A 26240-nucleotide genomic window follows, 5' to 3' on the forward strand; every position below is an offset into this window, starting at 1 on the left:
CCGCATGGGAAAGGTGCACGAGCGCATCGACGGCCGGCTGCGGAGCTTCATCGAGTCCCAGCACGTCTTCTTCGTCGCCACCGCCCCGCTGGCGGGCGACGGGCACGTCAACGTCTCGCCGAAGGGGATCGACGGCTCCTTCTCGGTGGTCGACGAGCACACCGTCGCCTACCTCGACATCACCGCGTCGGGGGCGGAGACCGTCGCGCACCTGCGCGAGAACGGGCGCATCACCCTGATGTTCTGCGCCTTCGACGGCCCGCCGAACATCGTCCGGCTGCACGGCCGCGGCCGGGTCGTGACGCTGTACGACGACGAGTACGCCGCGTGGGCGCCGCGGTTCCCCGAGAGGCGGGGCGCCCGCGCGGTGATCGTGGTCGACGTCTACCGGGTGTCGGACTCCTGCGGCTACGGGGTGCCGCTGCTCGACTACGCGGGGGAGCGCGACCTGCTGCCGCCGTTCATGGACCGCAAGGGCGCCGAGGGGCAGGCCGACTACCGGAGGCAGAAGAACCGCACCAGCATCGACGGCCTGCCGGCGTTCGACGACGACCCCGTCCCCGCAGGTCAGGCGGAAGGCTAGCGAGCACCGGGGCGGCAGGCGATGCTGGACGTATGAGCGACTCGATCACGCCCCGACAGTTCCACCACTCCGACGGGGTCGCGGACTGGCAGGCGGACGACGGCTCCGCCTGGGCGGTCTTCCAGACCGGGTCGTTCGCGGCCGGGGCGCGCTTCGTGGACGCGATCGCCGAGATCGCGGACGCCGTGAACCACCACCCCGACGTGGACCTGCGCTACGCGACGCTGACGGTGCGCACGTCCTCGCACGACTCCGGCGGCCTGACCTCGCGCGACGTCGACCTGGCCCGCCGGATCAGCGAGGCCGCCCGCGAGCTGGAGGTCCCGGTCGAGCCGCACCACCACCACCTGCGGCACTGACCGCGTCGACGAGCGCCGCCAGCGCCGCCTCGAAGCGGTGCCCGGGCGGGGCGCCGTAACCGACGACGACGTGCGGCGGGGCCGCGCCCGGCGCGCCGGGTCCCGCGGCGTCGAAGTCGCCCAGGCCGGCCAGGCGCAGGCCGCGCGCGGCGGCCGCCCCGGTGACGGCCCGCTCCGGGACGCCGACCGGCAGGGCGAGGAGGCCGTGCAGCCCGGCGTCCATGCCGACCAGCCGGCACCCGGGCAGCCGCGCGTCCACGACCTCCTGCAGCCGGCGCCGCCGGTCGCGGTAGTCCGCGCGCCGGCGCCGCACGGTCCGGTCGTACTCGTGGTCGTCGACGAACCGGGCGAGGGTGAGCTGCCCCAGCCGGTCGGGCCGCACCCCGCTCCGCCGGCGCTCGCGGGCGAGGTCGTCGACGAGCGCGGGCGGGACGGCGCCCCATGCCAGCCCGATCCCCGGGGCGAGCGCCTTGCTCGCCGTGCCCGCGTACACGACCCGGTCCGGGGCCAGGGCCTGCAGGGCCCCGACCGCGCGCCGGTCGTACCGGAACTCGCCGTCGTAGTCGTCCTCGACGACCAGGGCCCCGGTGCCCGCCGCCCACGCGACGAGCTCCCGCCGCCGCGCCGGGGCGAGCGCGGCCCCCGTCGGGAACTGGTGCGCGGCCGTCACCAGGACGGCGTCGACGCCGGGCAGGGCGGCAAGCCGGCCGACGTCCAGACCCTCGTCGTCCACCGCCACCGGCACGACCCGCAGCCCGGCCGCCTCGATCACCTCGCGGTGCGCGGCGTGGCCGTACCGCTCGACGGCGACGCCCCGGGCCCCGCGTGCGGCGAGCACCCGGCACACCAGTGCGAGCAGCTCGCCGAAGCCGTGCGTCACGACCAGCGACCCGGGCTCGGACCGGACCCCGCGCACGCGGGCCAGGTAGGCGGCGAGGCTCCGGCGCAGGACGGCGTCGCCGAGCGGGTCGCCGTACCCGAGGTGCGCGGCGGGGGCGTCGGCGGCGGCCCGGCGGGCGCTCGCGGCCCAGGTGGCGCGCGGGAACGCGGAGGCGTCGGGGATGCCGCCGCGCAGGTCGAGCAGGTCCCGGACGGGCTCCGGCGGCGCCGGGGGAGCGGACGCCGTGGTCGTGGGCCGGGTGACCCAGGTGCCGGCGCCGACCCGCGACGCGAGCCAGCCCTCGGCGGCGAGCTGCGCGTACACCGCGGAGACGGTGTTGCGCGCCACGCCGAGGTCCGCCGCGAGCGCCCGGGACGAGGGCAGGCGGGTGCCGGGCGCGATCCGGCCGCCCGTCACGGCCTCGCGCAGCGCGGCCTCGAGGTCCCGGCCGGGCCGCGCGGCCCCGAGCGCCAGGTGCAGGTCGAGGCCCGAGGAATTGGCCCAGGAATCCGTCATCAGAATGCACTGTAGCGATGGTCCACCCGCGCGTAGCGTCGAGGACATGACCACCGACACCGCTCCTCGCGCCCCCTTCGTCCGCGTCCCGCGCCGCCTGGACGTCGACCACCTCGCGCCGTCCTTCTCCGAGGCGATGGGCGCGCTGGACGCCGCGGCCACGGCCGACGCCGAGCGCGCGGGCGTCGCCCCCGCGGTCCGCGAGCTCGTGCGGCTGCGGGCCTCGCAGCTGAACGGCTGCTCCTACTGCGTCGACCTGCACTCGCAGGCGGCCCTCGACGCCGGCGTGGACGCGCAGCGCCTGCTGGCCCTGCCGGTGTGGCGCGAGTCGAGCTTCTTCACCGCGGCCGAGCGTGCCGCGCTCGAGCTGGCCGAGGCGGTGGTGCGGCTGTCCGTGGCGGAGGTGCCGGCCGCGGTCGTCGACGGCCTGGTGGCCGAGGTGGGCGAGGAGGCCGCCGCGGCGGTGCTCGCCCTCGTGGTCACCGTGGTCGCCTGGAACGGCATCGGCGCGACCGCGCGCTGCTGGTCGCCCGCCCGCCGCCGCTGACGCCGGGCCTCGCCGCGCGAGGCCTGCGGCCCCGGGGCAGGGTGGACCGGTGCGGTCCGGGCGACGGGCCCGGGCACGCGACGGACGGAGGCGCCGATGCCCGACGAGATCACCCCGGCGGGGTTCGAGGCCGCGGCGGGCACCGCCGACTGGCGGGCCCTCGGCACGGGCGCGAGCGCCCTCTTCCGCACCCGGACGCCGGGGGAGGGCGCCGTCCTCCTCGAGCGCGTGCGGGTGCTCGCGGACGGCGCGAACCACCACCCCGACGTGGACCTGCGGCCGGACGGCGTCGTCGTGCGCGTCGTGTCGCACGACGTCGACGGGCTGAGCGAGCGGGACGTCGCCCTGGCCCGCGAGGTGTCGGCGACCGCCGCCGACCTCGGGCTCGCCGCCGACCCGGCCGCGCTGCAGGAGGTCGAGCTGACGATCGACGCCGCCGACCGCGAGCAGGTCATGCCGTTCTGGGGCGCCGTCCTCGGGCACCGTCGCACGAACGAGGACCTCGCGGACCCGCACGGCCGGTGGCCCGGCATCTGGTTCCAGGAGATGTCCGAGCCCCGGCCGCTGCGCAACCGGCTGCACCTGGACGTCTTCGTCCCGCACGACGTGCGGCAGGCGCGCGTCGACGCGGCGCTCGCGGCCGGCGGGCGGGTCACGACCGAGGAGTTCGTGCCGCACTGGTGGACCCTCGCCGACGCCGAGGGCAACGAGGCCGACGTCGTCGCCTGGGAGGGCTTCGACGAGGACCTGGCCGAGGGGCTGCTCACCCCGCAGGAGTTCCGCGCGGCGGGCGGCGTGGACGACTGGCGGGTGCTCCAGGGCGCCAGCGCGCACTACGTGACGGGCGGCTTCGACGCGGGCGTGGAGCTCGTCGCGCGGGCGGCCCGCGCCGCGGAGGAGGCGGGCGTGCCCCTGTTCGCCGACGTCCGCTACGCGGGGGTGACGCTTCGGGTCGGGCCGCCGGAGGACGGGTGGATCGACGACGCCCGGCTGCGGCTGGCGCAGCAGGCGCAGGCCGCCGCCCGCGACCTGGGCCTGCGCGCCCAGCCCGCCCAGCTGCGCGACGTGCAGCTCACGTTCGACGCGCTGGACCTCGCGGCCGTGCAGGCGTTCTGGGCCGCGGCGCTCGGCTACCGGGAGCGGGGCGAGACGGACCTGTACGACCCGCTGCTGCGCGGGCCGTCGGTGTTCCTGCAGCAGCTGGACGCGCCGCGCGAGCAGCGCAACCGGATCCACGTGGACGTCATGGTGCCGGCCGACGTCGCCGACGCGCGGGTCGCCGCGGCCGTGGCCGCCGGCGGGCGCGTGGTGCGCGACGCCGAGTCACCGTTCTGGCGCACCGTGGCCGACCCCGAGGGCAACGAGGTGGACATCGCCGTGGTCCCGGGCCGCACGGAGGCGTGGGGCGCCGACTGACCGGGTGAAAGTCTGAGAAGCCGCTGACCGGGGCCGGTGCGTCTCCACCACCGACCCCGGCTCGCCGCTATGCTCCGGGGCGCGCGCCGGAGCGCCCGGGGCGACGAAGTGGGCCCCGGTGACTCCGCGGCCACGAGGAGGTGGCGGTGTCCGAGACAGTCGGCGCAGAGCTCGCGATCGAGACGCGAGGCCTGCGCAAGACGTACCGGAGCGTGCGGGGGAGGTCGGTCGGGGTCGAGGGCCTCGACCTGCGGGTGCCGGTGGGCGGGGTGCACGGCTTCCTCGGCCCCAACGGCTCCGGGAAGACGACGACGATCCGCATGCTCCTCGGGCTGGTCCGGCCCGACCGGGGGACCGCGACGATCTTCGGTCACGAGGTGCCGAGGCGGCTGCCCGAGGTCGTGGGCCGCGTGGGCGCCATCGTCGAGAGCCCCAAGTTCTTCCCGGCGTTCAGCGCCCGCCGCAACCTCCGCCTGCTCGCCGACGCGATCGGCGCGCCCGCGGGCCGCGTGGACGCCGTCATCGACGAGGTCGGGCTCACCGGGCGCGCGCGGGACAAGTACCGCACCTACTCGCTCGGGATGAAGCAGCGCCTCGCCATCGCCGCGACGCTCCTCAAGGACCCCGACCTGCTGATCTTCGACGAGCCCACCAACGGGCTCGACCCGGCCGGCATCCGGGAGATCCGCCAGACGATGCGCGGCCTCGCCGACCAGGGCAAGACGGTGCTGGTCTCCAGCCACATCCTCGCCGAGGTGGAGCAGATCGCGGACACGGTCTCGATCGTCGCCCGCGGTCGCCTCGTCGCGTCGGGCCGGGTGGCCGACCTCATCGGCGCCGGCACCGCCACGCGGTCCGTCCGGCTGCGCGTGTCGCCGCAGGACCTCACCATCGCGACGAGCGTGCTGGAGACCGGCGGTCTGCTGGTGCGCCGCGAGCACGACGCGCTCGTGGTGGACGGCGCCGCCGACCCCGCGGAGGTCAACCGCGCGCTCGGCGAGCGCGGCGTCTGGGTGCACGAGCTCGCGCCGCTGCAGGCCGACCTGGAGTCGGTGTTCCTCGGCCTGACCGCGCACGAGACGCCGGGCGGCCACACCCACAAGGGCGGCCGCACCAAGCGGGGCGGCCCGCCGCCGGAGCCCGCGCACGCCGCCGGGAACGCCGCGACGACGGAGGTGGACGCATGAGCCGCCTGCTGCGCGTGGAGCTGCGGAGGCTGTGGGCCCGCAAGGTCACCCGATGGGCCTGCGCGGCCGTGCTCGTCCTGGTGGCCCTGAGCACCCTCGTCGCGTACAGCACGGCCAGGCCGCCGAGCGCGCGGGAGGTCGCCGACGCCCAGGCGGCGTTCGCCTCCGAGCAGGCCATGTGGGAGGAGGAGGGCGAGCAGTGGGTCGCCGACTGCGAGGCCGACGCCGAGGCCCAGGACATGACGCCCCAGGAGTGGGGCTGCGACCAGATGGCGCCCAGCCTCGAGAACTACCTGCCGCCGACCCAGACGTTCGTCCCCGACGCCGAGCAGAGCGAGATGATGCTCGGGACCGGGGAGGGCGTACCGGATGCCGACGCCGGCGCGGCGGCGATCGAGGAGATCCGTGCCTCGGTGTGGAACCAGTGGGGCGGCCTGGGCTCCCTCGACGACCTGGCGATGCTCCTGGTCGTCCTCGCCCTGGTGGTCGGCGTCAGCTTCGTCACCGCGGAGATCAACAGCGGGTCGCTGGGGATGTGGCTCACGTTCGAGCCGCGCCGCCGGCGCGTGTACTGGTCGAAGGCCGCCGCGGCCGCGATCGGCACCGTCCCGCTGGTGCTCGTCGGGTTCGCGGTGCTCGTCGGGGGTGCCTACGCGGCCTACGCCTCGTTCGGCACCCTGGGCGACGTCACCGGCGCGACCTGGGCCGAGGTCGCGGCGTTCACCGGCCGGCTCGTCGTCGCCGGTGCCGTCCTGGCCGCGGTGGGCGTGGCGCTGGGCGTGCTCCTCAAGCACGCGGCGGCCGCCGTCGGCGTCGTCGGCGTCGTGGCGTGGGTCTGCCTCGCGTTCGGCTACGCGTCCGGCGAGCTGCAGCGCTGGCTGCCGACCACGGCCCTGACGGCGTGGCTGCAGGGCGGATCGGTGTTCACGATCCAGAACTGCGCCCCGGCCGCCGACGGCACCTACGAGTGCGCGCCGGTGGACCACGTCGTCACGACGGCCCAGGGCGGGCTGACGCTGCTCGGCCTCGCGGCGGTGGTCACGCTGGTCGCCATCGTCGTCTTCCGGCGCCGCGACGTGAGCTGACCGTTCGCGTCACCCCCTGGTCGTGAGCCCGGCGTCCCGCATCGTGGGACACCGGGCTCACGACGTGACATCGCGAGGTGGCGGGCGTAACGTTCGATCCGTGCAGACGATCCTCGTAGTACTTCTTCCCGGGCGCGCCGACTAGGCCCACGCACCAGGCTTCGTCAGCGCGCTCACCCTCGTCAGTCCCGTCGTCCCGGGACCGGGGGCTTTTTTATTGCACGGACACCTTTCGCCAGACCCTTCGCCCAGACCGACCGGCAGGAGAGACCGATGGTCCAGCCGAACCCGACCCCCGCCCAGGTGGCCGCGCGCACCGCGCGCCCCGCCGACCGAGCCGTGTCCGGTGAGGAGGTCACCGGCGCCGAGTCGATCGTCCGCTCGCTCGAGTCGGTCGGCGTCGAGAACGTCTTCGGCATCCCGGGCGGCGCGATCCTTCCGCTCTACGACCCGCTCATGGACTCCAAGCAGATCCGCCACGTGCTGGTGCGGCACGAGCAGGGCGGCGGGCACGCGGCCCAGGGCTACGCCCACGCGACCGGCAGGGTCGGCGTCACGATGGCGACGTCGGGCCCGGGCGCGACGAACCTCGTGACCCCGATCGCCGACGCGCACATGGACTCGGTGCCGCTGGTGGCGATCACCGGTCAGGTGGCGCAGTCGCTCATCGGCACGGACGGGTTCCAGGAGGCGGACATCGTCGGCATCACGATGCCGATCACCAAGCACTCCTACCTGGTCACGGACCCCGACGAGATCCCGCGCACGATCGCCGAGGCGTTCCACATCGCCTCGACCGGCCGGCCGGGCCCCGTGCTGGTGGACATCGCCAAGTCCGCGATGACGTCGCGCACCACGTTCTCCTGGCCGCAGGAGCTGGCGCTGCCCGGCTACCACCCCGTGACGAAGCCGCACGCCAAGCAGATCCGCGAGGCCGCCAAGCTGCTCGCCACCGCCCGCCGCCCGGTGCTGTACGTGGGCGGCGGCGTCATCCGCGCGGGCGCGTCGGAGGCGCTGCGCCGGCTCGTCGACGTCTCGGGCGCCGCCGTCGTCACGACCCTCACCGCACGGGGCGCCGTCCCCGACAGCCACCCGCAGCACCTCGGCATGCCGGGCATGCACGGCACGGTGCCCGCCGTGGCCGCGCTGCAGAAGGCCGACCTGGTCGTCGCCCTCGGCGCCCGCTTCGACGACCGTGTCACGGGCCGGCTGTCGAGCTTCGCCCCGAGCGCCGCCGTCGTGCACGCCGACATCGACCCCGCGGAGATCGGCAAGAACCGCCCCGTGGACGTGCCGATCGTGGGCGACCTGCGCGAGGTGATCGCCGACCTGGTGCCGGCGCTCGAGGCCGAGCACGCCAAGGTGGGCAAGCCGGACCTGGCGGCGTGGTGGCACCAGCTCGACACCTGGCGCGAGACCTACCCCCTGGGCTACACGCCCACCGCCGACGGGCACCTGTCGCCGCAGCACGTGATCTCCCGCCTCGGCGAGCTCGCCGGCCCGGACGCGATCTACGCCGCGGGCGTGGGGCAGCACCAGATGTGGGCGGCGCAGTTCATCCGCTACGAGCGGCCGCGCACCTGGCTGAACTCCGCGGGCCTCGGCACGATGGGCTTCGCGGTCCCCGCCGCGATGGGCGCCAAGGTCGGCGAGCCCGACCGCGAGGTGTGGGCCATCGACGGCGACGGCTGCTTCCAGATGACCAACCAGGAGCTGGCCACCTGCGCGATCAACGACATCCCGATCAAGGTGGCGCTGATCAACAACAGCTCCCTCGGCATGGTGCGGCAGTGGCAGACGCTCTTCTACGACGAGCGCTACTCCAACACCGACCTGCACACCGGGCACGGCACCAAGCGCATCCCCGACTTCGTGAAGCTCGCCGACGCGTACGGCTGCGAGGGCATCCGCGTGGAGCGCGAGGACGAGGTCGACGCCGCGATCAAGCGGGCCCAGGAGATCGACGACCGCCCCGTGGTCATCGACTTCCAGGTCTCGCGCGACGCCATGGTGTGGCCGATGGTCGCCGCCGGCGTGCCGAACGACGACATCCAGTACGCGCGCGGCATCTCGCCCGCGTGGGACCGCGAAGACTGACCGGCGCGAGCAGAGACGGAGAGCCACCATGTCGCGTCACACCCTGTCCGTGCTGGTCGAGAACAAGCCGGGCGTCCTCACCCGCGTCACCGCGCTGTTCGCGCGGCGCGCGTTCAACATCCACTCCCTGGCCGTCGGCCCCACCGAGCACGAGGAGATCTCGCGCATCACCGTGGTGGTCGACGTCGAGGAGCACCCGCTCGAGCACGTGACCAAGCAGCTCAACAAGCTGGTCAACGTCATCAAGATCGTCGAGCTCGACCCGGAGTCGTCCGTGCAGCGCGAGCTCCTGCTCGTCAAGGTGCGGGCCGACGCCGCCACCCGCGCCGGGGTGCTGGAGGTCGTCGACCTCTTCCGCGCCCACGTCGTGGACGTGGTGCCCGACACCGTCGTCGTCGAGGCGACGGGCACCGACGCGAAGCTGTCCGCGCTGCTCAGCGCGCTCGAGCCGTACGGCGTCCGCGAGATCGTCAAGTCCGGCACGCTCGCGGTGGGCCGCGGCTCGCGGTCCATCACCGACCGAGCGCTGGAGCGGGTACGCACGGCCTGACGCCGTTCGCGTACCGTCACCCCTGCCGGTGACCACCGAGAAACCGACCAGCAGTACCGAATCGAAGTATCGAGACCGAGGAGCATCACCGTGGCTGAGCTGTTCTACGACGACGACGCCGACCTGTCCATCATCCAGCAGCGCAAGGTCGCCGTCATCGGCTACGGCAGCCAGGGGCACGCCCACGCGCTGAACCTGCGCGACTCGGGCGTCGACGTCCGCGTCGGCCTGCGCGAGGGCTCCGCGTCCGCGAAGAAGGCCGAGGACGAGGGCCTGCGCGTGCTCACCGTCGCCGACGCCGTCAAGGAGGCGGACGTCGTCGTCATCCTCGCGCCGGACCAGGTCCAGCGGCACGTCTACCGCGACGAGATCGCCCCGAACCTCGCCGAGGGCGCGGCGCTCGTCTTCGGGCACGGCTTCAACATCCGCTTCGGCTACATCAAGCCCGAGGCCGGCCACGACGTCCTCATGGTCGCCCCCAAGGGCCCGGGCCACCTCGTGCGCCGCGAGTACGTCGACGGCCGCGGCGTGCCCGTGATCGTCGCCGTCGAGCAGGACGCGTCCGGCTCCGCCTGGGAGCTCGCCCTGTCCTACGCGAAGGGCATCGGCGGCCTGCGCGCCGGCGGCATCAAGACCACGTTCACCGAGGAGACCGAGACCGACCTCTTCGGCGAGCAGGCCGTGCTGTGCGGCGGCGCCTCGCAGCTGGTCCAGTACGGCTTCGAGACGCTGACCGAGGCGGGCTACCAGCCCGAGGTCGCGTACTTCGAGGTGCTGCACGAGCTGAAGCTCATCGTCGACCTCATGGTCGAGGGCGGCATCGCCAAGCAGCGGTGGTCCGTCTCCGACACGGCCGAGTACGGCGACTACGTCTCCGGCCCGCGCGTCATCGACCCGCACGTCAAGGAGAACATGAAGGCCGTCCTCGCGGACATCCAGAACGGCGCCTTCGCCGAGCGCTTCATCGCCGACCAGGACGCCGGCGCCCCCGAGTTCACCGCGCTGCGCCAGAAGGGCGAGGCGCACCCGATCGAGACCACCGGGCGCGAGCTCCGGAAGATGTTCTCGTGGATCAAGCCCGCTGACTCCGACTACACGGAGGGCAGCGCCGCTCGCTGACCCACACCGTCAGCAGCGACGCGCGCGGCCGCCGCCCGGGAGACCCCCGGCCGGCGGCCGCACGTGCGTCCGGAGGTGCCGGGGCCCTCCGGGGGGCGGACACAGGTCGGCCAGGAAGGATATCCGGGATGAGCGACCACACGAGCCGTCCTCCGACGGGCGACCCGCCGGCAGCACGCATCGCGGAGTTCTGGGACGACGCCCGCCCGAGCGCCGGGCGCGCCGGCCCCGCCGGGGCGTCGGGGGAGCGGTCGGCGGACGCCGTCCCGCCGCCCGCATGGTCGTTCGGCGACTCGCCCGGGCTCGCCGACGAGCTCCTCGCCCTGGTGCTCCAGGGGCGCAAGACGGCCGCGGCGTCGCTCGTCGTCGAGTTCGAGGACGTCGGCGACCCGGTGCCCGCCCCGGGGGACCTGTCGATCGTGCTGGACGGCCGGGGCGAGCCGCGCGCACTGATCCGGACCGTGCGGGTCGAGATCGTGCCGTTCGCGGAGGTCACGGCCGAGCACGCCCACCTCGAGGGCGAGGGCGACCGCACGCTGGAGTCGTGGCGCACGGAGCACGAGCGGGCCTGGCGCGACGCGCTCGCGTCCCTCGGGCGCGAGCTCGACCCGTCGATGCTCGTGGTGTGCGAGCGGTTCACGGTGCTCTTCCCGGCCTGACGGCGGCCGGGCGCGTTCTCCCGTCAGCTCAGCAGGCCCGCCCAGCCGCGGACGACGTCGACCAGGCCCACGCGGTCGAGGGCGTCGACGTCGGACAGGTGGTGCCAGGCGACGCCGTCGGTGGTGCCGTCGGCCTCGACCGAGAGCTCCCCGCCCACGACGTGGGCGCGGTAGACGATGCGGATGCCGTGCATCGGCTCGGTCGGGGCGCCGAGGCCGATGTCGAACCGCTGCTCCGTGGGGACGACGATGCTGTCCACGCCGAGCAGGCCGTCGACGACGACGTCGTAGCCGGTCTCCTCGCGGAGCTCGCGCACGACCGCGTCCTCGGGGTGCTCGCCGGGGTCGATGCCGCCCCCGGGCATCGTCCAGCCCGACCCGGTGCCGCCGGACCAGTGGGGGAGCAGGATGCGGTCGTCCTCGACGACGAGGGCGTAGGCGGCGACGCGCGTGAACATCCCGGCATCGTGCCATGCCGCACCGGCCTGCGGCGCCGTGGCCTGGCAGGATGGTCGGCATGACCGACGACGCGAACGCTGGGCTGACCGACGCCGAGCAGGCCGACCGCATCACGCAGTTCTGGGACGTCGCCCGGCCGAGCGCCGGCCGCACCAGCCACGGCGGCGCGGTGGGCGAGCGGTCCGAGAACGTCGTGCCGCCGCCGGCGTGGTCGTTCGGCGACTCGCCCGAGCTGGCCGACGAGCTGCTCCAGCTGGTGCTCGACGGCGTGAAGACCGGCACCGCGGCCGCCGTGTGGGAGTACGAGGCGGCGGAGGAGCCCCTGCCGCGCAAGGGCGACCTGTCGATCGTGCTCGACGGCACCGGCGCGCCGCGCCTCCTCATCAAGACCACCCGGGTCGACACCGTGCCGTTCGACGACGTGACCGCGGAGCACGCCGCCGCCGAGGGCGAGGGCGACCGCTCCCTCGCCGACTGGCGCGCGGGGCACGAGCGCTACTGGCGGCGCACGCTCGAGCAGATCGGGCGCGAGTTCGACCCGACGATGCCCGTCGTCTGCGAGCGGTTCAAGGTGCTGTTCCGCGCCTGAGTCGCGGCGGTCCGTCGAGGACGGCGTCACGCCGGGGTGAGGACCAGCCAGGCGAAGCCGACCACGCCGCGGTAGCCGCCCAGGTACTCGTCGCGTCGCCGGTCGGCGAAGGCGCGCGCCCCGGGCGTCCCGACGCGCTCGATGCCGGCGCGCCAGTCGGACTCGAAGTCGTCCCACTCGGCCTGCGTGGAGGTGGCGGCGTGCAGCACGCGCAAGCCGGCGTCCGTGGCGGCACGGGCCAGGCCCGCGAGGTCGGGCAGGTCGCCGAAGTCCCGGCGCACGTCCGCGTCCGGCTCGGCCTCGTACACCCCGTCGCCGAACAGCAGCAGGCCGCCGGGCGCGGTGTGCCGGTGCAGGGCCGCGAACGCGTCCGGGGCGTCGCCCCAGATGTACCCGGCACCCACGTTCAGCACCACGGGCGCCGTCCCGTCCCATGCCGACGCGTCCGCCTCGTGGAAGGCCACCCGGTCGCCGAGGCCGCGCTCCGCCGCGCCACGCCGCGCGCGCTCGAGGTCGCCCGGGTGCTTGTCGACGCCGTCGCCGGCGAGGCCGTGCCGCGCGCACAGCCGCAGCAGGAGCTCGCCCGAGCCGCAGCCCAGGTCGAGGACGCGGGCGTCGGGGGCCGGGGGAGCGAGGCGCTCGAGGAGGTCCGCCACCCGCGCGGCGCCGAGCGGGGAGTTGAAGGTCAGGTTCGCGGCGGCCGCGTCGAAGTAGGGCCGGAGGTCGTCGTCCGAGGTCATGGGGCGATCGTGGGCGAGCGGGGCGCGCGGGCCAAGGGAATTGTCGGGTGGCCGCCCGTGACCTGCGAGGTCACGACGCCGCCTGTCCGAGGAATGAGATTTCTGTCCGCATCATGACCCCGCGGGCTTAGGCTCGCCCTCATGACGCGGAGCATCGACCTGGCAGTGGTGGCCGGCGACGGCATCGGGACCGAAGTCGTGGAGCAGGGCCTCGCGGTCCTCGAGGCGGCGGTCTCCGGGGCCGACGTCAAGGTCTCCACCACCGAGTTCGACCTGGGCGCGCGCCGGTGGCACGCGACCGGCGAGACGCTGACCGACACCGACCTCGAGGCCATCAAGGGCCACGACGCGATCCTGCTGGGCGCCATCGGCGACCCCAGCGTGCCGTCCGGCGTCCTCGAGCGCGGCCTGCTGCTCAAGCTCCGCTTCTCCCTGGACCACTACGTCAACCTCCGCCCGGGCAAGCTGTACCCCGGCGTGACGAGCCCGCTGGCGAACCCCGGCGAGGTGGACTTCGTCGTCGTGCGCGAGGGCACCGAGGGCCCCTACGTGGGCAACGGCGGCGCGCTGCGCGTCGGCACCCCGCACGAGATCGCGACCGAGGTCTCCGTCAACACCGCGTTCGGCGTCGAGCGCGTCGTGCGCGACGCCTTCGCCCGTGCGCAGGCCCGCCCCCGCAAGCACCTCACGCTGGTGCACAAGCACAACGTGCTGGTGCACGCCGGGCACCTGTGGCGCCGCACGGTCGAGGCCGTCAACGCCGAGTTCCCCGACGTCACGACGGACTACCTGCACGTCGACGCCGCCACGATCTTCCTCACGACCAACCCGTCGCGGTTCGACGTGATCGTCACCGACAACCTGTTCGGCGACATCCTCACGGACCAGGCCGCCGCGATCACCGGCGGCATCGGCCTCGCCGCGTCGGCGAACATCAACCCGGACCGCACCGCGCCGTCGATGTTCGAGCCGGTGCACGGCTCCGCCCCGGACATCGCCGGGCAGGGCAAGGCCGACCCGACCGCCACCGTGCTGTCGGTGTCCCTCCTGCTCGACCACCTCGGCCTCGCCGAGGAGGCCGCCCGCGTGGAGGCGGCCGTCGCCGCCGACCTCGTGGAGCGCGGCGACCGAGTACGCACGACGGCCGAGGTCGGGCGCGACCTCGCCGCTCGCGTCAACGGCTGACGACAGCCCCACCGTCGTCACCGGACGGCGCGGCGCCACCCGCGCCGCGCCGTCGGACGAGTCGTCCGAGCCACCGCCCGCCCCGGCCGTCATCCCCATCGATCACCCGGCGTCTCCTCCGAGCCGTCTTCTTCGTGTCCGGGTGGCCGCTGTGGTCGGAGCGACGCCGGTGCCCACGGGATGCGCGGTCGTGGAAAACTACAGGGGTCACCCGGTGAAAGGGCCCCGCATCATGACCACATCCAGCACCACCGCCTCCGCCGCGAGCACCGACCGACCGGGCATCCTCCCGGCCGAGCTCGAGGACCTCGTCGCCCTCTTCGACGTGCGCGAGACGGACAGCCCGACGCCCGACGCCGAGCGCGAGGCCGCGCTGCAGGCGCCGAAGTTCGGCACCGTCTTCTCCGACCACATGGCCCGCATCAGCTGGCGCCAGGGCGACGGCTGGCTCGACCGCCGCATCGAGAAGTACGGGCCCCTGCAGCTCGACCCCGCGACCGCCGTCCTGCACTACGCGCAGGAGATCTTCGAGGGCATGAAGGCCTACCGTCACGACGACGGCACGGTCTGGACCTTCCGCCCCGACGCCAACGCGGCGCGGTTCGCCCGCTCGGCGCACCGGCTGGCGCTGCCGGGGCTGTCGGTGGACGACTTCATCGGGTCCATCGCGGCGCTCGTGCGCACGGACCTCGCCTGGGTGCCGTCCGGCGAGGACTCCAGCCTGTACCTGCGGCCCTTCATGTTCGCGTCCGAGTCGTTCCTCGGGGTGCGGCCCGCGGCCGAGGTGGAGTACCTGGTCATCGCGTCGCCGGTGGGCCCGTACTTCGCGGGCGGCGTGAAGCCCGTGTCGATCTGGGTGGCCGAGGACTACCACCGGTCCGGGCCGGGCGGCACCGGCGACGCCAAGTGCGGCGGCAACTACGCCGCCAGCCTCCTGCCGCAGATGATCGCGCAGGAGCAGGGCTTCGACCAGGTGTGCTTCCTCGACGCCACGTCGGACACGTACCTCGAGGAGCTCGGGGGCATGAACGTGTTCGTCGTCATGGCGGACGGGGCCGTGCACACGCCCGAGCTCACCGGCTCGATCCTCGAGGGCGTGACGCGCTCGTCGATCCTGCGTCTCGCCGCCGACCACGGCCGCGACGTCGTGGAGCGCCGGATCCCGCTCGCCGAGGTCGCGGCGGGGCTCGCCGACGGCAGCGTGCGCGAGATCTTCGCGTGCGGCACCGCGGCGGTCATCACCCCGGTCGGCCGGCTCGCCGGCGACTCGTTCGACCACCAGGTCTCGGGCGGCGAGCCCGGCGAGCTCACCATGGCGATCCGTGCCGAGCTCACCGACATCCAGTACGGTCGGGCCGCGGACCGGCACGGCTGGATGCGCCGGCTCGCCTGACGCGGCGCCGCGCGGGTCTGCCGCGGGACGGTCGGGCGGGGTCGGTCACGACCACGGACGGAGGCCCGACACCGCATGGCAACCCCGATCACGGCGGACGCGCTCAACCGCACCACCCTCGCGCGCCAGCAGCTGCTCACCCGGTCCGACGACGACGTCCCCGCCGTCGTCGGGCGGGTGGGCGGCCTGCAGGCGCAGCACGCCGACATGCCGTACGTCGCGCTCTGGTCGCGGCGCTCGGGGCAGACGATCGCGGCGCTCGAGGAGGCCCTGACCGACGGCGTGGTGGTCAAGGCGACCGTGATGCGGTCCACCCTGCACCTCGTGCCCGCCGACGTGTGGCCCCTGCTCGACGCCGTCTCGGCGGAGCAGCGGCTCGCGGCCTGGCGCGCGAGCGCCCGGCGGGCGGGCGTCGACCTCGCCGGCCTCAACGCCGCCGTGCGCGCGTACTGCGCCGAGCCGCGCACCCTCGACGAGGTGGAGTCCTTCGCCGCCGAGCAGTACCCCGGCGTCGACGCCGTCGCGGCGATCCCCGGCGGCGTCAGCCGCGCGTGGTGGCGCCTCGCGAGCGCGGGCGGCGGCCTCGTGCACGTGCCCCCGAGCGGGCTGTGGGGCTCCCACGTGGCGGTGCGGTACCAGGACGGCACCCGCTGGCTGGCCGACCGGCTGCCGCACCCGCTGCCCGAGGTCCCGCCCGACGAGGCCCGGGCCCGCGTCGTCGGGCGCTACCTGGCCGCCTTCGGGCCGGCGTCGGCCCGCGACGTCGCGCGCGGGGTGGGGATCCGGGGCGTCGGGGCGCTGAAGCGGGCCCTCGCGCTGCTGGAGCTGCGCGCCTACGAGGCGCCGGACGGGCGGGAGCTGCTCGACCTCGACGGCGCGGACCTCGCCCCGGGGGACGCCGCCGCCCCGCCGCGGTTCCTGGCCCGGTGGGACCAGCTGCTCGTGGCGCACGACGTGCGCGACCGCCTCGTCACCCCGGCGGCCGTCCCGCAGGTCTACCGGCGCAACGCGGACGTGCTGCCCACGCTGCTCGTCGACGGGCGGGTGGCCGGCACGTGGTCCACCGAGCGCGACGGCGAGCGGGCCACGTTGCGCGTGGTCGAGCTGGAGCAGGTCGCCCCGGCGGCGCGCGAGGAGGCCGAGGCGGAGGCGGCGGCGCTGCTCGCCTACCTCGAGCCCGACGCCGCGGAGAGGTCCGTCGCATGGTCGCTGCCCGCCTGAGCCGAGCGCCCGCGGCGTGGACGTGCTGTCGGGGCGCCGCGCGGGTGTGGCACCATGTGGCCCATGACACGCCTCGCGTACCAGCGTCGCTCGCTCATCATTGCGTAGCGCGTCCGGCACACCCGCCGGACGCGCAGACCTTCCGTACCCCGGAGGGTCTTTTTTGTTGACCTGATCGCCCAGAGCTCCACGACGTTGGGGAGTCCCGCATGACCGCCACCCCGTTCCACGTGTACGACACCACCCTGCGCGACGGCGCGCAGCAGGAGGGCATGAACCTCTCCGTGGCGGACAAGCTGGCCATCGCGCCGCTGCTGGACGAGCTGGGCGTCGGCTTCATCGAGGGCGGCTGGCCCGGGGCGATCCCCAAGGACACGGAGTTCTTCCGCCGCGCGGCCAAGGAGCTGCGCCTGGAGAACGCCCTGCTGGCCGCGTTCGGATCCACCCGCAAGGCGGGCACCCGGGCCTGGGACGACCCCCAGGTGCGCGCCCTGCTCGACTCCGAGGCGCCCGTGGTCACCCTCGTGTCGAAGTTCGACGTGCGGCACGTGGAGCGCGCGCTGCGCACCACCCCCGACGAGGGCCTGGCGATGATCACCGACACGGTGGCGTTCCTCGTGGGCGAGGGGCGCCGGGTGGTGGTCGACGCCGAGCACTTCTTCGACGGCTACCGCTTCGACGCCGCGTACGCGCGGGCCGCGGCCGAGGCGGCGTTCGCGGCGGGCGCCGAGGTCGTCACGCTGTGCGACACCAACGGCGGCATGCTGCCCCACTGGGTGACGGACGTCGTGACCGGGGTGCGCGAGTCGCTCGGCGTGCCGCACGGGCGCGACGCCGCGCCGGGCGACCCCTTGCTGGGGATGCACGCGCACAACGACTCCGGGTGCGCCGTCGCGAACACGCTGGCCGCCGTGGCCGCGGGCGCCTGGCACGTCCAGGGCACCGTCAACGGGTACGGCGAGCGCACGGGGAACGTGGACCTCGTGACCGTCGTCGCGAACCTCGAGCTCAAGCACGGCCTGCGCACGCTCGCCGGCGGGGGGCTGGAGGAGGCGACCCGCATCGCCCACGCCGTCGCGGAGATCACCAACATCTCCCCGTACGCGCGCCAGCCGTACGTCGGCGCCAGCGCGTTCGCCCACAAGGCGGGCCTGCACGCCAGCGCCATCAAGGTGGACCCGGACCTCTACCAGCACATCGACCCCACCGCCGTCGGCAACGACATGCGCATGCTCGTGTCCGACATGGCCGGGCGGGCCTCGATCGAGCTCAAGGGGCGCGAGCTGGGGTACGACCTCAGCGGCCAGGGCGAGCTGCTCACCCGGGTCACGACCCGGGTCAAGGACGCCGAGGCGCAGGGCTACACGTTCGACGCCGCCGACGCGTCGTTCGAGCTGCTGCTGCGCGAGGAGCTCACGGGCACCCGGCAGTCGTACTTCCGGGTCGAGAGCTGGCGCACGATCGTCGAGACGGTCGTCGGCAACGCGGGTCACGACGCCGCGAGCCGGGACGCGGACGCGGTCGCCGAGGCGACCGTGAAGCTGCACGCGGGCGGCGAGCGCGTCGTCGCCACGGGCGAGGGCAACGGCCCCGTGAACGCCCTCGACCAGGCGCTGCGCAGCGCGCTCACGCGCGTCTACCCGCAGATCGGGAAGTTCGAGCTCATCGACTTCAAGGTGCGCATCCTCGACGCCCAGCAGGGCACCGACGCCACCACCCGCGTGCTCGTCGAGACGACCGACGGGCAGCACTCGTGGTCCACGGTGGGCGTCGGGCCCAACGTCATCGAGGCGGCGTGGGAGTCGCTCATCGACGCGTACGTCTACGGGCTGCTGCACGCCGGCGTCGAGGCGCACTGACCGCCGGGCCCGGGCGCTACTTCGGCGCGCGGGCCTGCAGGCGGTGGGGCTGGACGGCCTCGTAGGTGGCCTTGAGCGCGGCGGTGGTCTGGTCGTAGCGACGCTGCGCGACGCGCACGAACAGGAAGTCGACGATGGCGAGCTGCGCGATGCGGCTCGACATCGCCCCGGAGCGGAACTGCGTCTCGCGCGCGGTCGTGGAGAGCACGACGTCGGCGAGCTCGGCGAGCGGGGACGACGGGAAGTTGGTGACGGCGACGGTCGTGGCGCCGGCGTCCTTGGCGAGGGTGAGGGCCTGGATCGTCTCGACCGTGGTGCCCGTGTGCGACACGGCGACGGCGACGCAGCCCTGGCCGAGCAGCGCGGCGGACTGGAGCTGGCCGTGCAGGTCCACGGGGGCGAAGCAGACGATGCCGATGCGCGAGAGCTTCTGGGACAGGTCCTGCGCGGTGAGGCCGCTGGAGCCGGCGCCGTAGACGTCGACGCGCGGCGCGGCGGCCATGGCGTCGACGGCGCGCTCGAGCGCGTCCAGGTCGAGCATGCGCGCCGTCTCCTCGATGGTCCGGGCCTCGTGGAACGCGATCTTGGACACGACGTCGGTGGCGGTGTCGGTCCGGTTGATCTCGCCCTCCGCGATGCCGGACCGTTCGAGCTCCACGGCGCGGCGGCTCGTGGCCTGCGCGAGGTCGATCCGGAACTCCGGGTAGCCGGCGTAGCCCACGGCACGGCAGAACCGCACGACCGTCGCCTGGGACGTGCCGGCGCGCGACGCGAGCTCGGTGATGGTGGCGCCGACGACGCCGGGCGGGTCGTCGAGCACGACCGAGGCGATGCGCGCCTCGGCGGGCCGCAGCGTGGGCAGGGTCTGGCGGAGCCGGACGAGGACGTCACCGTTCATGCGCGGGGTTCTCCTTCCCGGCGGGCGCCGGCGTCGGGTGGGTGGCGGGTGGTGCGGGCGACAGGGTGCCCCGCACGGTGAGCCAGGGGTCGGTGGGCTCGACGAGCGAGCCGCCGCGGTCGTCGGCCAGCGAGCGGGCGAGGCGCAGGGCGCCGTCGAGCGGGCTGCCGTCCGCGGGCACGAGCCGCACGTCGGGGCGCAGGGCGGACAGGCGCGCCCGCAGCGGGGTGGTGACGGCGTCGCCGATCTGCAGGACGCCGCCCGTCAGCGCGGCCAGCGGCGGGATGCCCGGCCGCAGCGCGGCGACGAGGGTCTCCGCGAGATGGGTGCCGGCGTCGTGCAGGATCCGCTGGGCCACGAGGTCGCCGGCCCGGGCGGCGCCGGCGACCGCGGGGGTGAACGACGCGAGCACGTGGGCGCGGTCGGCGCGCCCGTAGAGCGCGGCGGGCCAGCCCTCGACGGGGCCGAAGCGTTCCATCGCCGCGGCGAGCAGCGTGGGGGAGGCCGGGCCGGGGCTGGCGTCGTGCGTGGCGACCGCGGCCCGCAGGCCGTGCGCGCCGATCCACGACCCGGAGCCGAGGTCGCCGAGCAGGTGGCCCCAGCCGTCGGCCCGGTGCCAGCGGCGGCGCAGGTCGGTGGCCAGCACGATCGCCCCCGTGCCGACGGCGGCCACGGCGCCGGGGCGCCCGCCCAGCGCGCCGAGGTGCGCGGCGAGCGCGTCCGCGGCGACCGCCGTGGCGGTGGCGCCGGCGTCGTGCAGCACGTCGTGCAGGGCGCCCGGGTCGGGCACCAGGGACGGGAGGCCGGTGACCGACAGCGCGGCGGACGCGATCCGCACGCCGGGGAGGCGGCGCCCGAGGGCCGCGACGAGCTCGGCCACGACGTCGGCGGCGTCGCTGCCGGCGGCCGTGATGCGCACGGGCCGGCCGGTGAGGGTGATCGGGCCGTCGTCGGCGCCGGTCGGCGAGCCGGGGGCCGGGAGCGCGGGCACGGCGAGCAGGCGCGCGCCGCTGCCGCCGACATCGACGGCGACGACGCGCTCGAGGGCGGGGGGCGGGGCGTCCGTGCCGGTCACGGGGAACAGTGTGGCAGTCATTTTCTCGCGAAGGGGGGCTAACGAAACGAATCTCGCCCGCTCGGGGCCGGGTGTGACCGACGCCGCGTCCCGTCCGGGCGCAGCACGGCTACCGTGGTGACGTGCATGGTGAGTACAAGGTTCCCGGTGGCAAGCTCGTGACGGTCGACCTCGACGTGCGCGACGGGCTGCTCGCCGACGTCAGGCTCAGCGGCGACTTCTTCCTCGAGCCGGACGACGCGCTCGAGGTCATCGACGACACCCTGGCCGGGCTGCCGCGCGAGACGTCCACGAGCGAGATCGCCCGGGCCGTCGACGACGGCCTGCGCCGCGCCGAGCAGGACGGGCGCGTGGCGGGCGAGGTGGCCATGGTCGGCTTCGACGCCTGGTCGGTCGCCGTCGCGGTGCGCCGCGCCCTGGGCCTGGCCACCACGTGGGACGACCACACCTTCGAGGTGCTGCGCCCGGGCCCGCTGGCCCCGGCCACCCTCGCCGCCCTGGACCAGGTGCTCACCGAGGAGCTGGCCGAGGGCCGGCGCGGGCCCACGCTGCGGTTCTGGGACTGGACCGAGCGCGCGGTGTTCATCGGGTCCTTCCAGTCGCTGCGCAACGAGGTGGACCCCGAGGGGGTGCGCAAGCACGACGTCACCGTGGTGCGGCGCATCTCCGGCGGCGGCGCCATGTTCATGGAGGCGGGGAACTGCGTGACGTTCTCCCTCGTGGTGCCCGCCTCGCTCGTGGACGGGCTGTCCTTCGAGCAGTCGTACGCCTTCCTGGACTCCTGGGTGCTGGGCGCGCTGGAGGACGTCGGGGTCGAGGCGTACTTCTCGGGCATGAACGACGTCTCGTCGCCGGCCGGCAAGCTCGCCGGGTCGGCGCAGAAGCGCCTGGCGGGCGGCGCCGTGCTGCACCACATGACGATGGCCTACGACATCGACAACGCGAAGATGCTCGAGGTGCTGCGCATCGGCCGCGAGAAGCTGTCCGACAAGGGCACGACCAGCGCGAACAAGCGGGTGGACCCGCTGCGGTCGCAGACCGGCATGGCGCGCGACGAGATCGTCGACGCCTTCGAGGCGCACTTCAGGGCGCACTACCGCACCAAGGACTCCACGCTGCGCGAGGACGAGCTCGCGCGGGCGGAGGAACTGGTGCGCACCAAGTTCGGCAACCCGACCTGGATCAACCGCGTGCCCTGACCCGCGTGCCCTGACCCGCGCGCCCTCCCGGGCCGCCCGTCGGCCCGTACGGGGTCGGGCCCCCCGCGGAGGTCACCGTCCTGTCACGGAATGGTGCGGCGACTTTGCACGCCCTCGGTTGGTCAGTAATCTTCCTCCCAGACCGGCCGCCGGGAACTTCCTTTCAACCCGGGGGTCGTCGCACGCGACGACCGCGTGCTGCACGACAGCGATCAGCAGACAGCGAGACGAGGACGTCGCGCCGGACGACGAGGACGTCGCGACGACATGACCGCGCGAACGGCGCCCACGGGGGCCGCGCACGAGGGAACGGCCCAGGGGGCCGTCAGGGGAGGACAGCGATGCGGCGAGAGAAGTGGACCCGGACAACCGTGGGGGTCGCGACCGCGGCACTGGTGGCGCTCGGCGCCGCCGCCTGCGGCAGCGGCTCCGACGACGGCGGGGACGGCGCCGTCGACGGCGAGGGCAAGACCCTCGACGTGTGGATCATGCAGGGCACCAACCCCAGCGCCGACACGTTCTTCGACGAGGTCGGGAAGGCCTTCACCGAGGAGACCGGCGGGGCGAGGCTGAACGTCGAGTTCGTCGAGTGGGCGGACGCGCACGACCGCTTCGTCACCGCGATCGCCGGCGGGACCACGCCGGACGTCGCGGAGACCGGCACCACGTGGACGCCGGAGTTCGCGGACGCGGGCGCGCTCGCGCCGCTCGACGACTACATCGCCGACGCCGGGCTGGGCGACGACCTGGTGGACGGCCTCGTCGACGCCGGCACGTACGACGGGAAGCTGTACGGGATGCCCTGGTACGCGGGCGTCCGCTCCCTCGTGTACAACAAGGACATCTTCGAGAAGGCCGGCGTGGAGCCGCCCACCACCTGGGCGGAGATCGAGTCGGCCGCCAAGGCGATCAAGGCGAAGTTCCCGGACAAGACCGCGGTCGCGGTGCCCGGCGACGCCGAGTTCACGGTGTACCCGTGGGTCTGGGGCGCCGGCGGCGAGGTCGCGACGCTCGACGGCGACACCTGGACCTCGGGCCTCGACAGCCCCGAGGCGCAGGAGGGCCTGAGCTTCTGGACCGGGCTGGCCGAGGACGGCTACTCGTCGGCGGGCGCCACGACCTGGCGCGAGACCGACGTGCTCGACGCGTTCGCCCAGGGCGACGTGGGCATGGCGATCATGGGCTCCTGGACCCCGGGCGCCATCGTCGAGGCGAACAAGGACATGGACGGCAAGTTCGCCGCCGTGCCGATCCCGGGCAAGGACGGCGGCATGTCGCCGTCGGTGCTCGGCGGCTCGCACCTCAGCATGTTCTCCACCGCCGAGGACCAGGACCTCGCGTTCGCGTTCATCAAGCTGATGACCACGGGCGAGTTCGCCACCGAGTGGGGCGAGCAGGCCGGCTACTTCCCGGGGCAGAAGTCGCTGCTCGACGAGACGCTCAAGAGCACCGACCCGCTCGTGGCGCCGTTCGCGAAGCAGTTCGTCGAGGGCGGTGCGTCCGTGCCGGTGTCGCCGAACTTCGGCGCCGTCCAGGCCAAGCTGACGACCAGCACGATGATGCAGTCGATCCTCTCGGGCAGCCAGGACGTGCCCACCGCCAGCACGAAGGCGGCCGACGAGATGTCGTCGCTGCTCAACGGTGGCAACTGACGGATGACGAGCACTCTCCCCGTCGCGGCCCCCGCCGGGCCCGGGCAGCAGCCCGGGCCCGGCGGGCGCCGCCCGCTCGGCCGGTCCCTCCTGGCGCGCACCCGCCCGTGGATGCTCCTGACGCCCGCGCTGCTCGTGCTCGCCGTGCTGCTCCTGTGGCCGCTGCTGCGGGTCGTCCTGTTCTCCCTGCAGGACTACGGGCTGCGCGAGATCGTCTTGGGCGAGCCGAACTGGATCGGGCTCGACAACTTCGCCGAGATCTTCACCTCCGAGCAGCTGTGGGCCGTGGTGCTGCCGAACACCGTGGTGTTCGCCGTCCTGTCGGTCGCCTGCACGGTGGTGTTCGGCACCGCGGTGGCGGTGCTGCTCGCGTCGCTGGGGCGCGTCTGGCGCACCGTCGTGTCGAGCGCGATCATGGCGGCCTGGGCGATGCCCGCCGTCACCGGCACGTACGTGTGGATCTGGATCTTCGACGCCGACCGCGGCGTGTTCAACCACGTGCTGCAGGCCCTCGGCCTGCAGGACGCGCCCGTCAACTGGTTCACCGACCGCTGGTCGTTCTACGCCATCGTGCTGCTGAACGTGGTGCACCACGGCTTCCCGTTCGTGGCGATCACCGTGCTCGCCGGCCTGCTCGGCGTGCCGAAGGAGCTGCTGGAGGCCGCCCAGATCGACGGGGCCGGACCGTGGCGCCGGTTCTTCTCGGTGATCGTGCCCCAGCTGAAGCAGATCTTCGCCGTCGTGATCATCCTGTCGACCATCTGGGACTTCAAGGTCTTCGCGCAGGTCTACCTCATGCCGGGCGGCGCGGGCAGCAACCGTGACGTGCTCAACCTCGGCGTCTGGTCGTACACCGAGTCGTTCGGGCAGAACCGGTACGGCTTCGGCGCCGCGATCGCGGTGCTGCTCACCCTGCTGCTGCTCGGCATCACCGTCGCGTACGTGCGCACCATCCTGAAGGAGGACGAGCTGTGAGCGCCGCGACCAGCACCGCCCCGCGAGCCGACCGGCGGACCGCCGCCCCCGCGCGGCGGCGCGGGCCCGGCCGGCCCTCCACCGCCGTCCAGGTGGGCAAGGGCGTGGCCGTCGCGCTGCTGCTCGTCTTCACGCTGTTCCCGGCGTACTGGATGCTCGTCAGCGCGTTCGACGGCAAGGCGGGCCGCGGGTCGTCCTTCGTGCCGGCCGAGCCCACCCTCGAGCACTTCGAGTTCGTGCTCACCGACGGCGGCTTCGACGTCTTCCTGCGCAACTCGCTGATCGTGGCGCTCCTCACCGTGCTCGCCTCGTCGCTGCTCGCCCTCCTGGCGTCCGTCGCCGTGGCGCGGTTCCGGTTCAAGCTGCGCACGCAGGTGCTCATGCTCGTCCTCGTGGTGCAGATGGTGCCCCTGGAGGCGCTCGTCATCCCGCTGTTCGTGCAGGTGCGCAACCTGCACCTGCTGGGCACGCTCACCGGCCTGGTCGTCGTGTACGTCGCGCTGGCGCTGCCGTTCGGCATCTGGATGCTGCGCGGCTTCGTCGCCGCCGTGCCGGTGGAGCTCGAGGAGGCCGCGTACCTGGACGGCGCCACCTGGGGCCGGATGTTCCGCTCGATCCTGCTGCCGCTCGTCGCCCCCGGGCTCGTGGCCACCAGCATCTTCAGCTTCATCACGGCGTGGAACGAGTTCGTCTTCGCGATGACGCTGCTCGGCGGCGAGACCCAGAACTACACGGTGGCCATCGGGCTGCGGTCGTTCTTCGGGCAGCACTCCAACGACTGGGGCTCGATCATGGCGGCCTCGACCATCATCACCGTGCCGGTGATGATCTTCTTCATCCTGGTCCAGCGGCGGCTCGCGTCGGGCCTGACGTCCGGGGCGGTGAAGGGATGAGCGCGCCCGACGCCACCCTGCGCGCGGTGCACGGGGTGCTCCTGCCCGGGTTCTCGGGCACCACCCCGCCGCCGTGGCTCGCCGACGCGGCGCGCTCCGGGCTGGCGGGGGTCGTGCTCTTCGCGCACAACACCCCGGACCTGGCCGCGACGGCCGCTCTCACCGCGAGCCTGCACGACCTCGCGCCGGACCTGCTGGTCGCGACCGACGAGGAGGGCGGCGACGTGTCGCGGCTCGAGGCCGCGACGGGGTCGTCGCTCCCCGGCGCCGCGGCGCTCGGGGTGGCGGACGACGCGGGGCTGACCCGCGACGCCGGCGAGGCGCTCGGCCGGCTGCTCACCGCCGCGGGGGTCGACCTCGACCTCGCGCCGGTGCTCGACGTCGACGCGCCGGGCAACCCGGTGATCGGCGTGCGCGCGTTCGGCACCGACCCGGAGGCCGTCGCACGGCACGGGGCCGCGTTCGCGCGCGGGCTGCAGCGCGGCGGCGCGGGCACGTGCGCCAAGCACTTCCCCGGGCACGGGTCGACCACCACCGACTCGCACCTCGAGCTGCCCGTCGTCGCCGCGGACCTCGGCACGCTGCGCCGGCGCGACCTCGTGCCCTTCGCCGCGGCGCTCGCGGACGACGGCGCCGGGCCCGACGACGCGCCCGCCCTGGACACCCTCATGACGGCGCACGTCGTCGTGCCGGCCCTCGGCCCGGCCCCCGCGTCGCTCGAGCCCGCGGTGGCCGCGCTCGCCCGCGAGCTCGGTCACGCCGGGCCCGTGATCACCGACGCGCTCGACATGCGCGCCGTCTCCGACGGCGCGGACGTGGGCGAGGCCGCCGTGCGCGCCGTCGAGGGCGGCGCGGACCTGCTCTGCCTCGGCACGACGGCGGGCCGCGAGGACGAGGCGCTGTTCCGCTCCGCGGTCGACGCCCTCGTCGACGCCGTCCGCACGGGCCGTCTGACGCCGGAGCGGCTCGCCGCGTCGCGACGACGCACCGACGCGCTCGTGGCGCGGCTGCGCGCACGGCGCGCGTCCCTCGGCGCGGCCGGCGTCCCGGGCGCCGACGCCGCGCGCCGCGCCCAGGAGTCGCTCGCCGCGATCGGCGCCGACG

General features: G+C 74.5%; 25 protein-coding genes. 20 read left to right on the forward strand and 5 right to left on the reverse strand.

All coding sequences use genetic code 11. The features are described from left to right. Positions 1-4 precede the first annotated feature (4 nt). Together ACFU5J_RS18120 and ACFU5J_RS18125 are read left to right on the forward strand one after the other, a co-directional pair. Complete coding sequence (locus tag ACFU5J_RS18120; protein ID WP_430579657.1) at positions 5-583, forward strand: pyridoxamine 5'-phosphate oxidase family protein; 579 nt, start codon at positions 5-7, stop codon at positions 581-583. Positions 584-615: 32 nt separating this feature from the next. Next, entirely contained in the window at positions 616-942 is a 327-nt protein-coding gene (locus ACFU5J_RS18125; RefSeq protein ID WP_430576427.1) for a 4a-hydroxytetrahydrobiopterin dehydratase, read from the forward strand. On the opposite strand, the gene ACFU5J_RS18130 is transcribed toward ACFU5J_RS18125, so the two are convergent. After that, the gene (locus tag ACFU5J_RS18130) at positions 878-2338 is read right to left on the reverse strand and encodes a PLP-dependent aminotransferase family protein (RefSeq protein ID WP_430579658.1); all 1461 of its coding nucleotides are present in this window, start codon (positions 2336-2338) and stop codon (positions 878-880) included. The genes ACFU5J_RS18125 and ACFU5J_RS18130 overlap by 65 nt on opposite strands. A gap of 46 nt (positions 2339-2384) precedes the next feature. Here ACFU5J_RS18130 and ACFU5J_RS18135 point away from each other — a divergent pair, with 46 nt between their 5' ends. From ACFU5J_RS18135 to ACFU5J_RS18170, 8 genes are all read left to right on the forward strand, one after another. Further along, the gene (locus tag ACFU5J_RS18135) at positions 2385-2885 is read left to right on the forward strand and encodes a carboxymuconolactone decarboxylase family protein (RefSeq protein ID WP_430579659.1); all 501 of its coding nucleotides are present in this window, start codon (positions 2385-2387) and stop codon (positions 2883-2885) included. 96 nt (positions 2886-2981) lie between these two features. After that, positions 2982-4301, forward strand: coding sequence for a VOC family protein (locus ACFU5J_RS18140; protein WP_430579660.1), 1320 nt, complete (start codon positions 2982-2984; stop codon positions 4299-4301). Between the two features lie 140 nt (positions 4302-4441). Beyond that, complete coding sequence (locus ACFU5J_RS18145; RefSeq protein ID WP_430576423.1) at positions 4442-5488, forward strand: ABC transporter ATP-binding protein; 1047 nt, start codon at positions 4442-4444, stop codon at positions 5486-5488. Further along, positions 5485-6573 (forward strand): ABC transporter permease subunit, encoded by a 1089-nt coding sequence (locus ACFU5J_RS18150; RefSeq protein ID WP_430579661.1) that lies wholly within the window; start codon positions 5485-5487, stop codon positions 6571-6573. Before ACFU5J_RS18145 ends, ACFU5J_RS18150 begins: the two co-directional genes overlap by 4 nt. Positions 6574-6846: 273 nt before the next feature. After that, positions 6847-8670 carry an acetolactate synthase large subunit gene (locus tag ACFU5J_RS18155; RefSeq protein WP_430576421.1) on the forward strand — a complete coding sequence of 608 codons (1824 nt, stop codon included), beginning with the start codon at positions 6847-6849 and terminating at the stop codon, positions 8668-8670. Between the two features lie 28 nt (positions 8671-8698). Then, on the forward strand, positions 8699-9220 hold the full coding sequence (gene ilvN / locus ACFU5J_RS18160) for an acetolactate synthase small subunit (RefSeq protein WP_430576420.1): 522 nt from the start codon (positions 8699-8701) through the stop codon (positions 9218-9220). 90 nt (positions 9221-9310) lie between these two features. Next, on the forward strand, positions 9311-10339 hold the full coding sequence (gene ilvC / locus ACFU5J_RS18165; RefSeq protein WP_430579662.1) for a ketol-acid reductoisomerase: 1029 nt from the start codon (positions 9311-9313) through the stop codon (positions 10337-10339). Between the two features lie 128 nt (positions 10340-10467). Beyond that, entirely contained in the window at positions 10468-10998 is a 531-nt protein-coding gene (locus tag ACFU5J_RS18170) for an ASCH domain-containing protein (RefSeq protein WP_430579663.1), read from the forward strand. A 23-nt stretch (positions 10999-11021) separates the two neighbouring features. Here the strand turns inward: ACFU5J_RS18170 and ACFU5J_RS18175 are convergent, their stop codons facing one another. Continuing rightward, positions 11022-11456, reverse strand: a complete 435-nt coding sequence (locus ACFU5J_RS18175) for an NUDIX hydrolase (protein WP_430579664.1) — start codon at positions 11454-11456, stop codon at positions 11022-11024. Positions 11457-11515: 59 nt separating this feature from the next. Here ACFU5J_RS18175 and ACFU5J_RS18180 point away from each other — a divergent pair, with 59 nt between their 5' ends. Continuing rightward, a complete protein-coding gene (locus ACFU5J_RS18180) occupies positions 11516-12046 on the forward strand; it encodes an ASCH domain-containing protein (protein WP_430576416.1) in 531 nt (176 codons plus the stop codon). 26 nt (positions 12047-12072) lie between these two features. Here the strand turns inward: ACFU5J_RS18180 and ACFU5J_RS18185 are convergent, their stop codons facing one another. After that, positions 12073-12786 (reverse strand): methyltransferase domain-containing protein, encoded by a 714-nt coding sequence (locus ACFU5J_RS18185; RefSeq protein WP_430576414.1) that lies wholly within the window; start codon positions 12784-12786, stop codon positions 12073-12075. A 141-nt stretch (positions 12787-12927) separates the two neighbouring features. Between ACFU5J_RS18185 and ACFU5J_RS18190 the strand changes: the two genes are divergently transcribed. The 4 genes from ACFU5J_RS18190 to cimA all read left to right on the forward strand — a co-directional run bounded on the left by ACFU5J_RS18190 (position 12928) and on the right by cimA (position 18444). Continuing rightward, positions 12928-13971 (forward strand): 3-isopropylmalate dehydrogenase, encoded by a 1044-nt coding sequence (locus ACFU5J_RS18190; RefSeq protein ID WP_430576413.1) that lies wholly within the window; start codon positions 12928-12930, stop codon positions 13969-13971. A gap of 232 nt (positions 13972-14203) precedes the next feature. Next, positions 14204-15364: a branched-chain amino acid aminotransferase gene (locus ACFU5J_RS18195; RefSeq protein ID WP_430576412.1), complete on the forward strand. Its 1161-nt coding sequence runs from the start codon at positions 14204-14206 to the stop codon at positions 15362-15364. Positions 15365-15439: 75 nt separating this feature from the next. Beyond that, on the forward strand, positions 15440-16585 hold the full coding sequence (locus ACFU5J_RS18200) for a winged helix DNA-binding domain-containing protein (RefSeq protein ID WP_430576411.1): 1146 nt from the start codon (positions 15440-15442) through the stop codon (positions 16583-16585). 209 nt (positions 16586-16794) lie between these two features. Next, entirely contained in the window at positions 16795-18444 is a 1650-nt protein-coding gene (gene cimA / locus ACFU5J_RS18205; RefSeq protein WP_430579665.1) for a citramalate synthase, read from the forward strand. A gap of 16 nt (positions 18445-18460) precedes the next feature. Here the strand turns inward: cimA and ACFU5J_RS18210 are convergent, their stop codons facing one another. Continuing rightward, positions 18461-19342: a MurR/RpiR family transcriptional regulator gene (locus ACFU5J_RS18210; protein WP_430579666.1), complete on the reverse strand. Its 882-nt coding sequence runs from the start codon at positions 19340-19342 to the stop codon at positions 18461-18463. Next, the gene (locus ACFU5J_RS18215; RefSeq protein ID WP_430579667.1) at positions 19332-20417 is read right to left on the reverse strand and encodes an N-acetylglucosamine kinase; all 1086 of its coding nucleotides are present in this window, start codon (positions 20415-20417) and stop codon (positions 19332-19334) included. The genes ACFU5J_RS18210 and ACFU5J_RS18215 overlap by 11 nt, the downstream gene beginning before the upstream one ends. A gap of 122 nt (positions 20418-20539) precedes the next feature. Between ACFU5J_RS18215 and ACFU5J_RS18220 the strand changes: the two genes are divergently transcribed. The 5 genes from ACFU5J_RS18220 to ACFU5J_RS18240 form a co-directional block, all read left to right on the forward strand. Further along, positions 20540-21616, forward strand: a complete 1077-nt coding sequence (locus ACFU5J_RS18220; protein WP_430579668.1) for a lipoate--protein ligase family protein — start codon at positions 20540-20542, stop codon at positions 21614-21616. 341 nt (positions 21617-21957) lie between these two features. After that, positions 21958-23268, forward strand: a complete 1311-nt coding sequence (locus ACFU5J_RS18225; protein WP_430579669.1) for a sugar ABC transporter substrate-binding protein — start codon at positions 21958-21960, stop codon at positions 23266-23268. 3 nt (positions 23269-23271) lie between these two features. After that, positions 23272-24243 carry a carbohydrate ABC transporter permease gene (locus ACFU5J_RS18230; protein ID WP_430579670.1) on the forward strand — a complete coding sequence of 324 codons (972 nt, stop codon included), beginning with the start codon at positions 23272-23274 and terminating at the stop codon, positions 24241-24243. Positions 24244-24335: 92 nt separating this feature from the next. Continuing rightward, positions 24336-25136, forward strand: a complete 801-nt coding sequence (locus tag ACFU5J_RS18235; protein WP_430579674.1) for a carbohydrate ABC transporter permease — start codon at positions 24336-24338, stop codon at positions 25134-25136. Then, positions 25133-26240: glycoside hydrolase family 3 N-terminal domain-containing protein (locus ACFU5J_RS18240; protein ID WP_430579671.1), on the forward strand; the 1108-nt coding region annotated here is incomplete at its 3' end. The genes ACFU5J_RS18235 and ACFU5J_RS18240, both read left to right, overlap by 4 nt.

It is taken from the genome of Isoptericola sp. NPDC057559, from assembly GCF_042801555.1.
In the GTDB taxonomy this organism is placed as follows: Bacteria; Actinomycetota; Actinomycetes; order Actinomycetales; family Cellulomonadaceae; genus Isoptericola.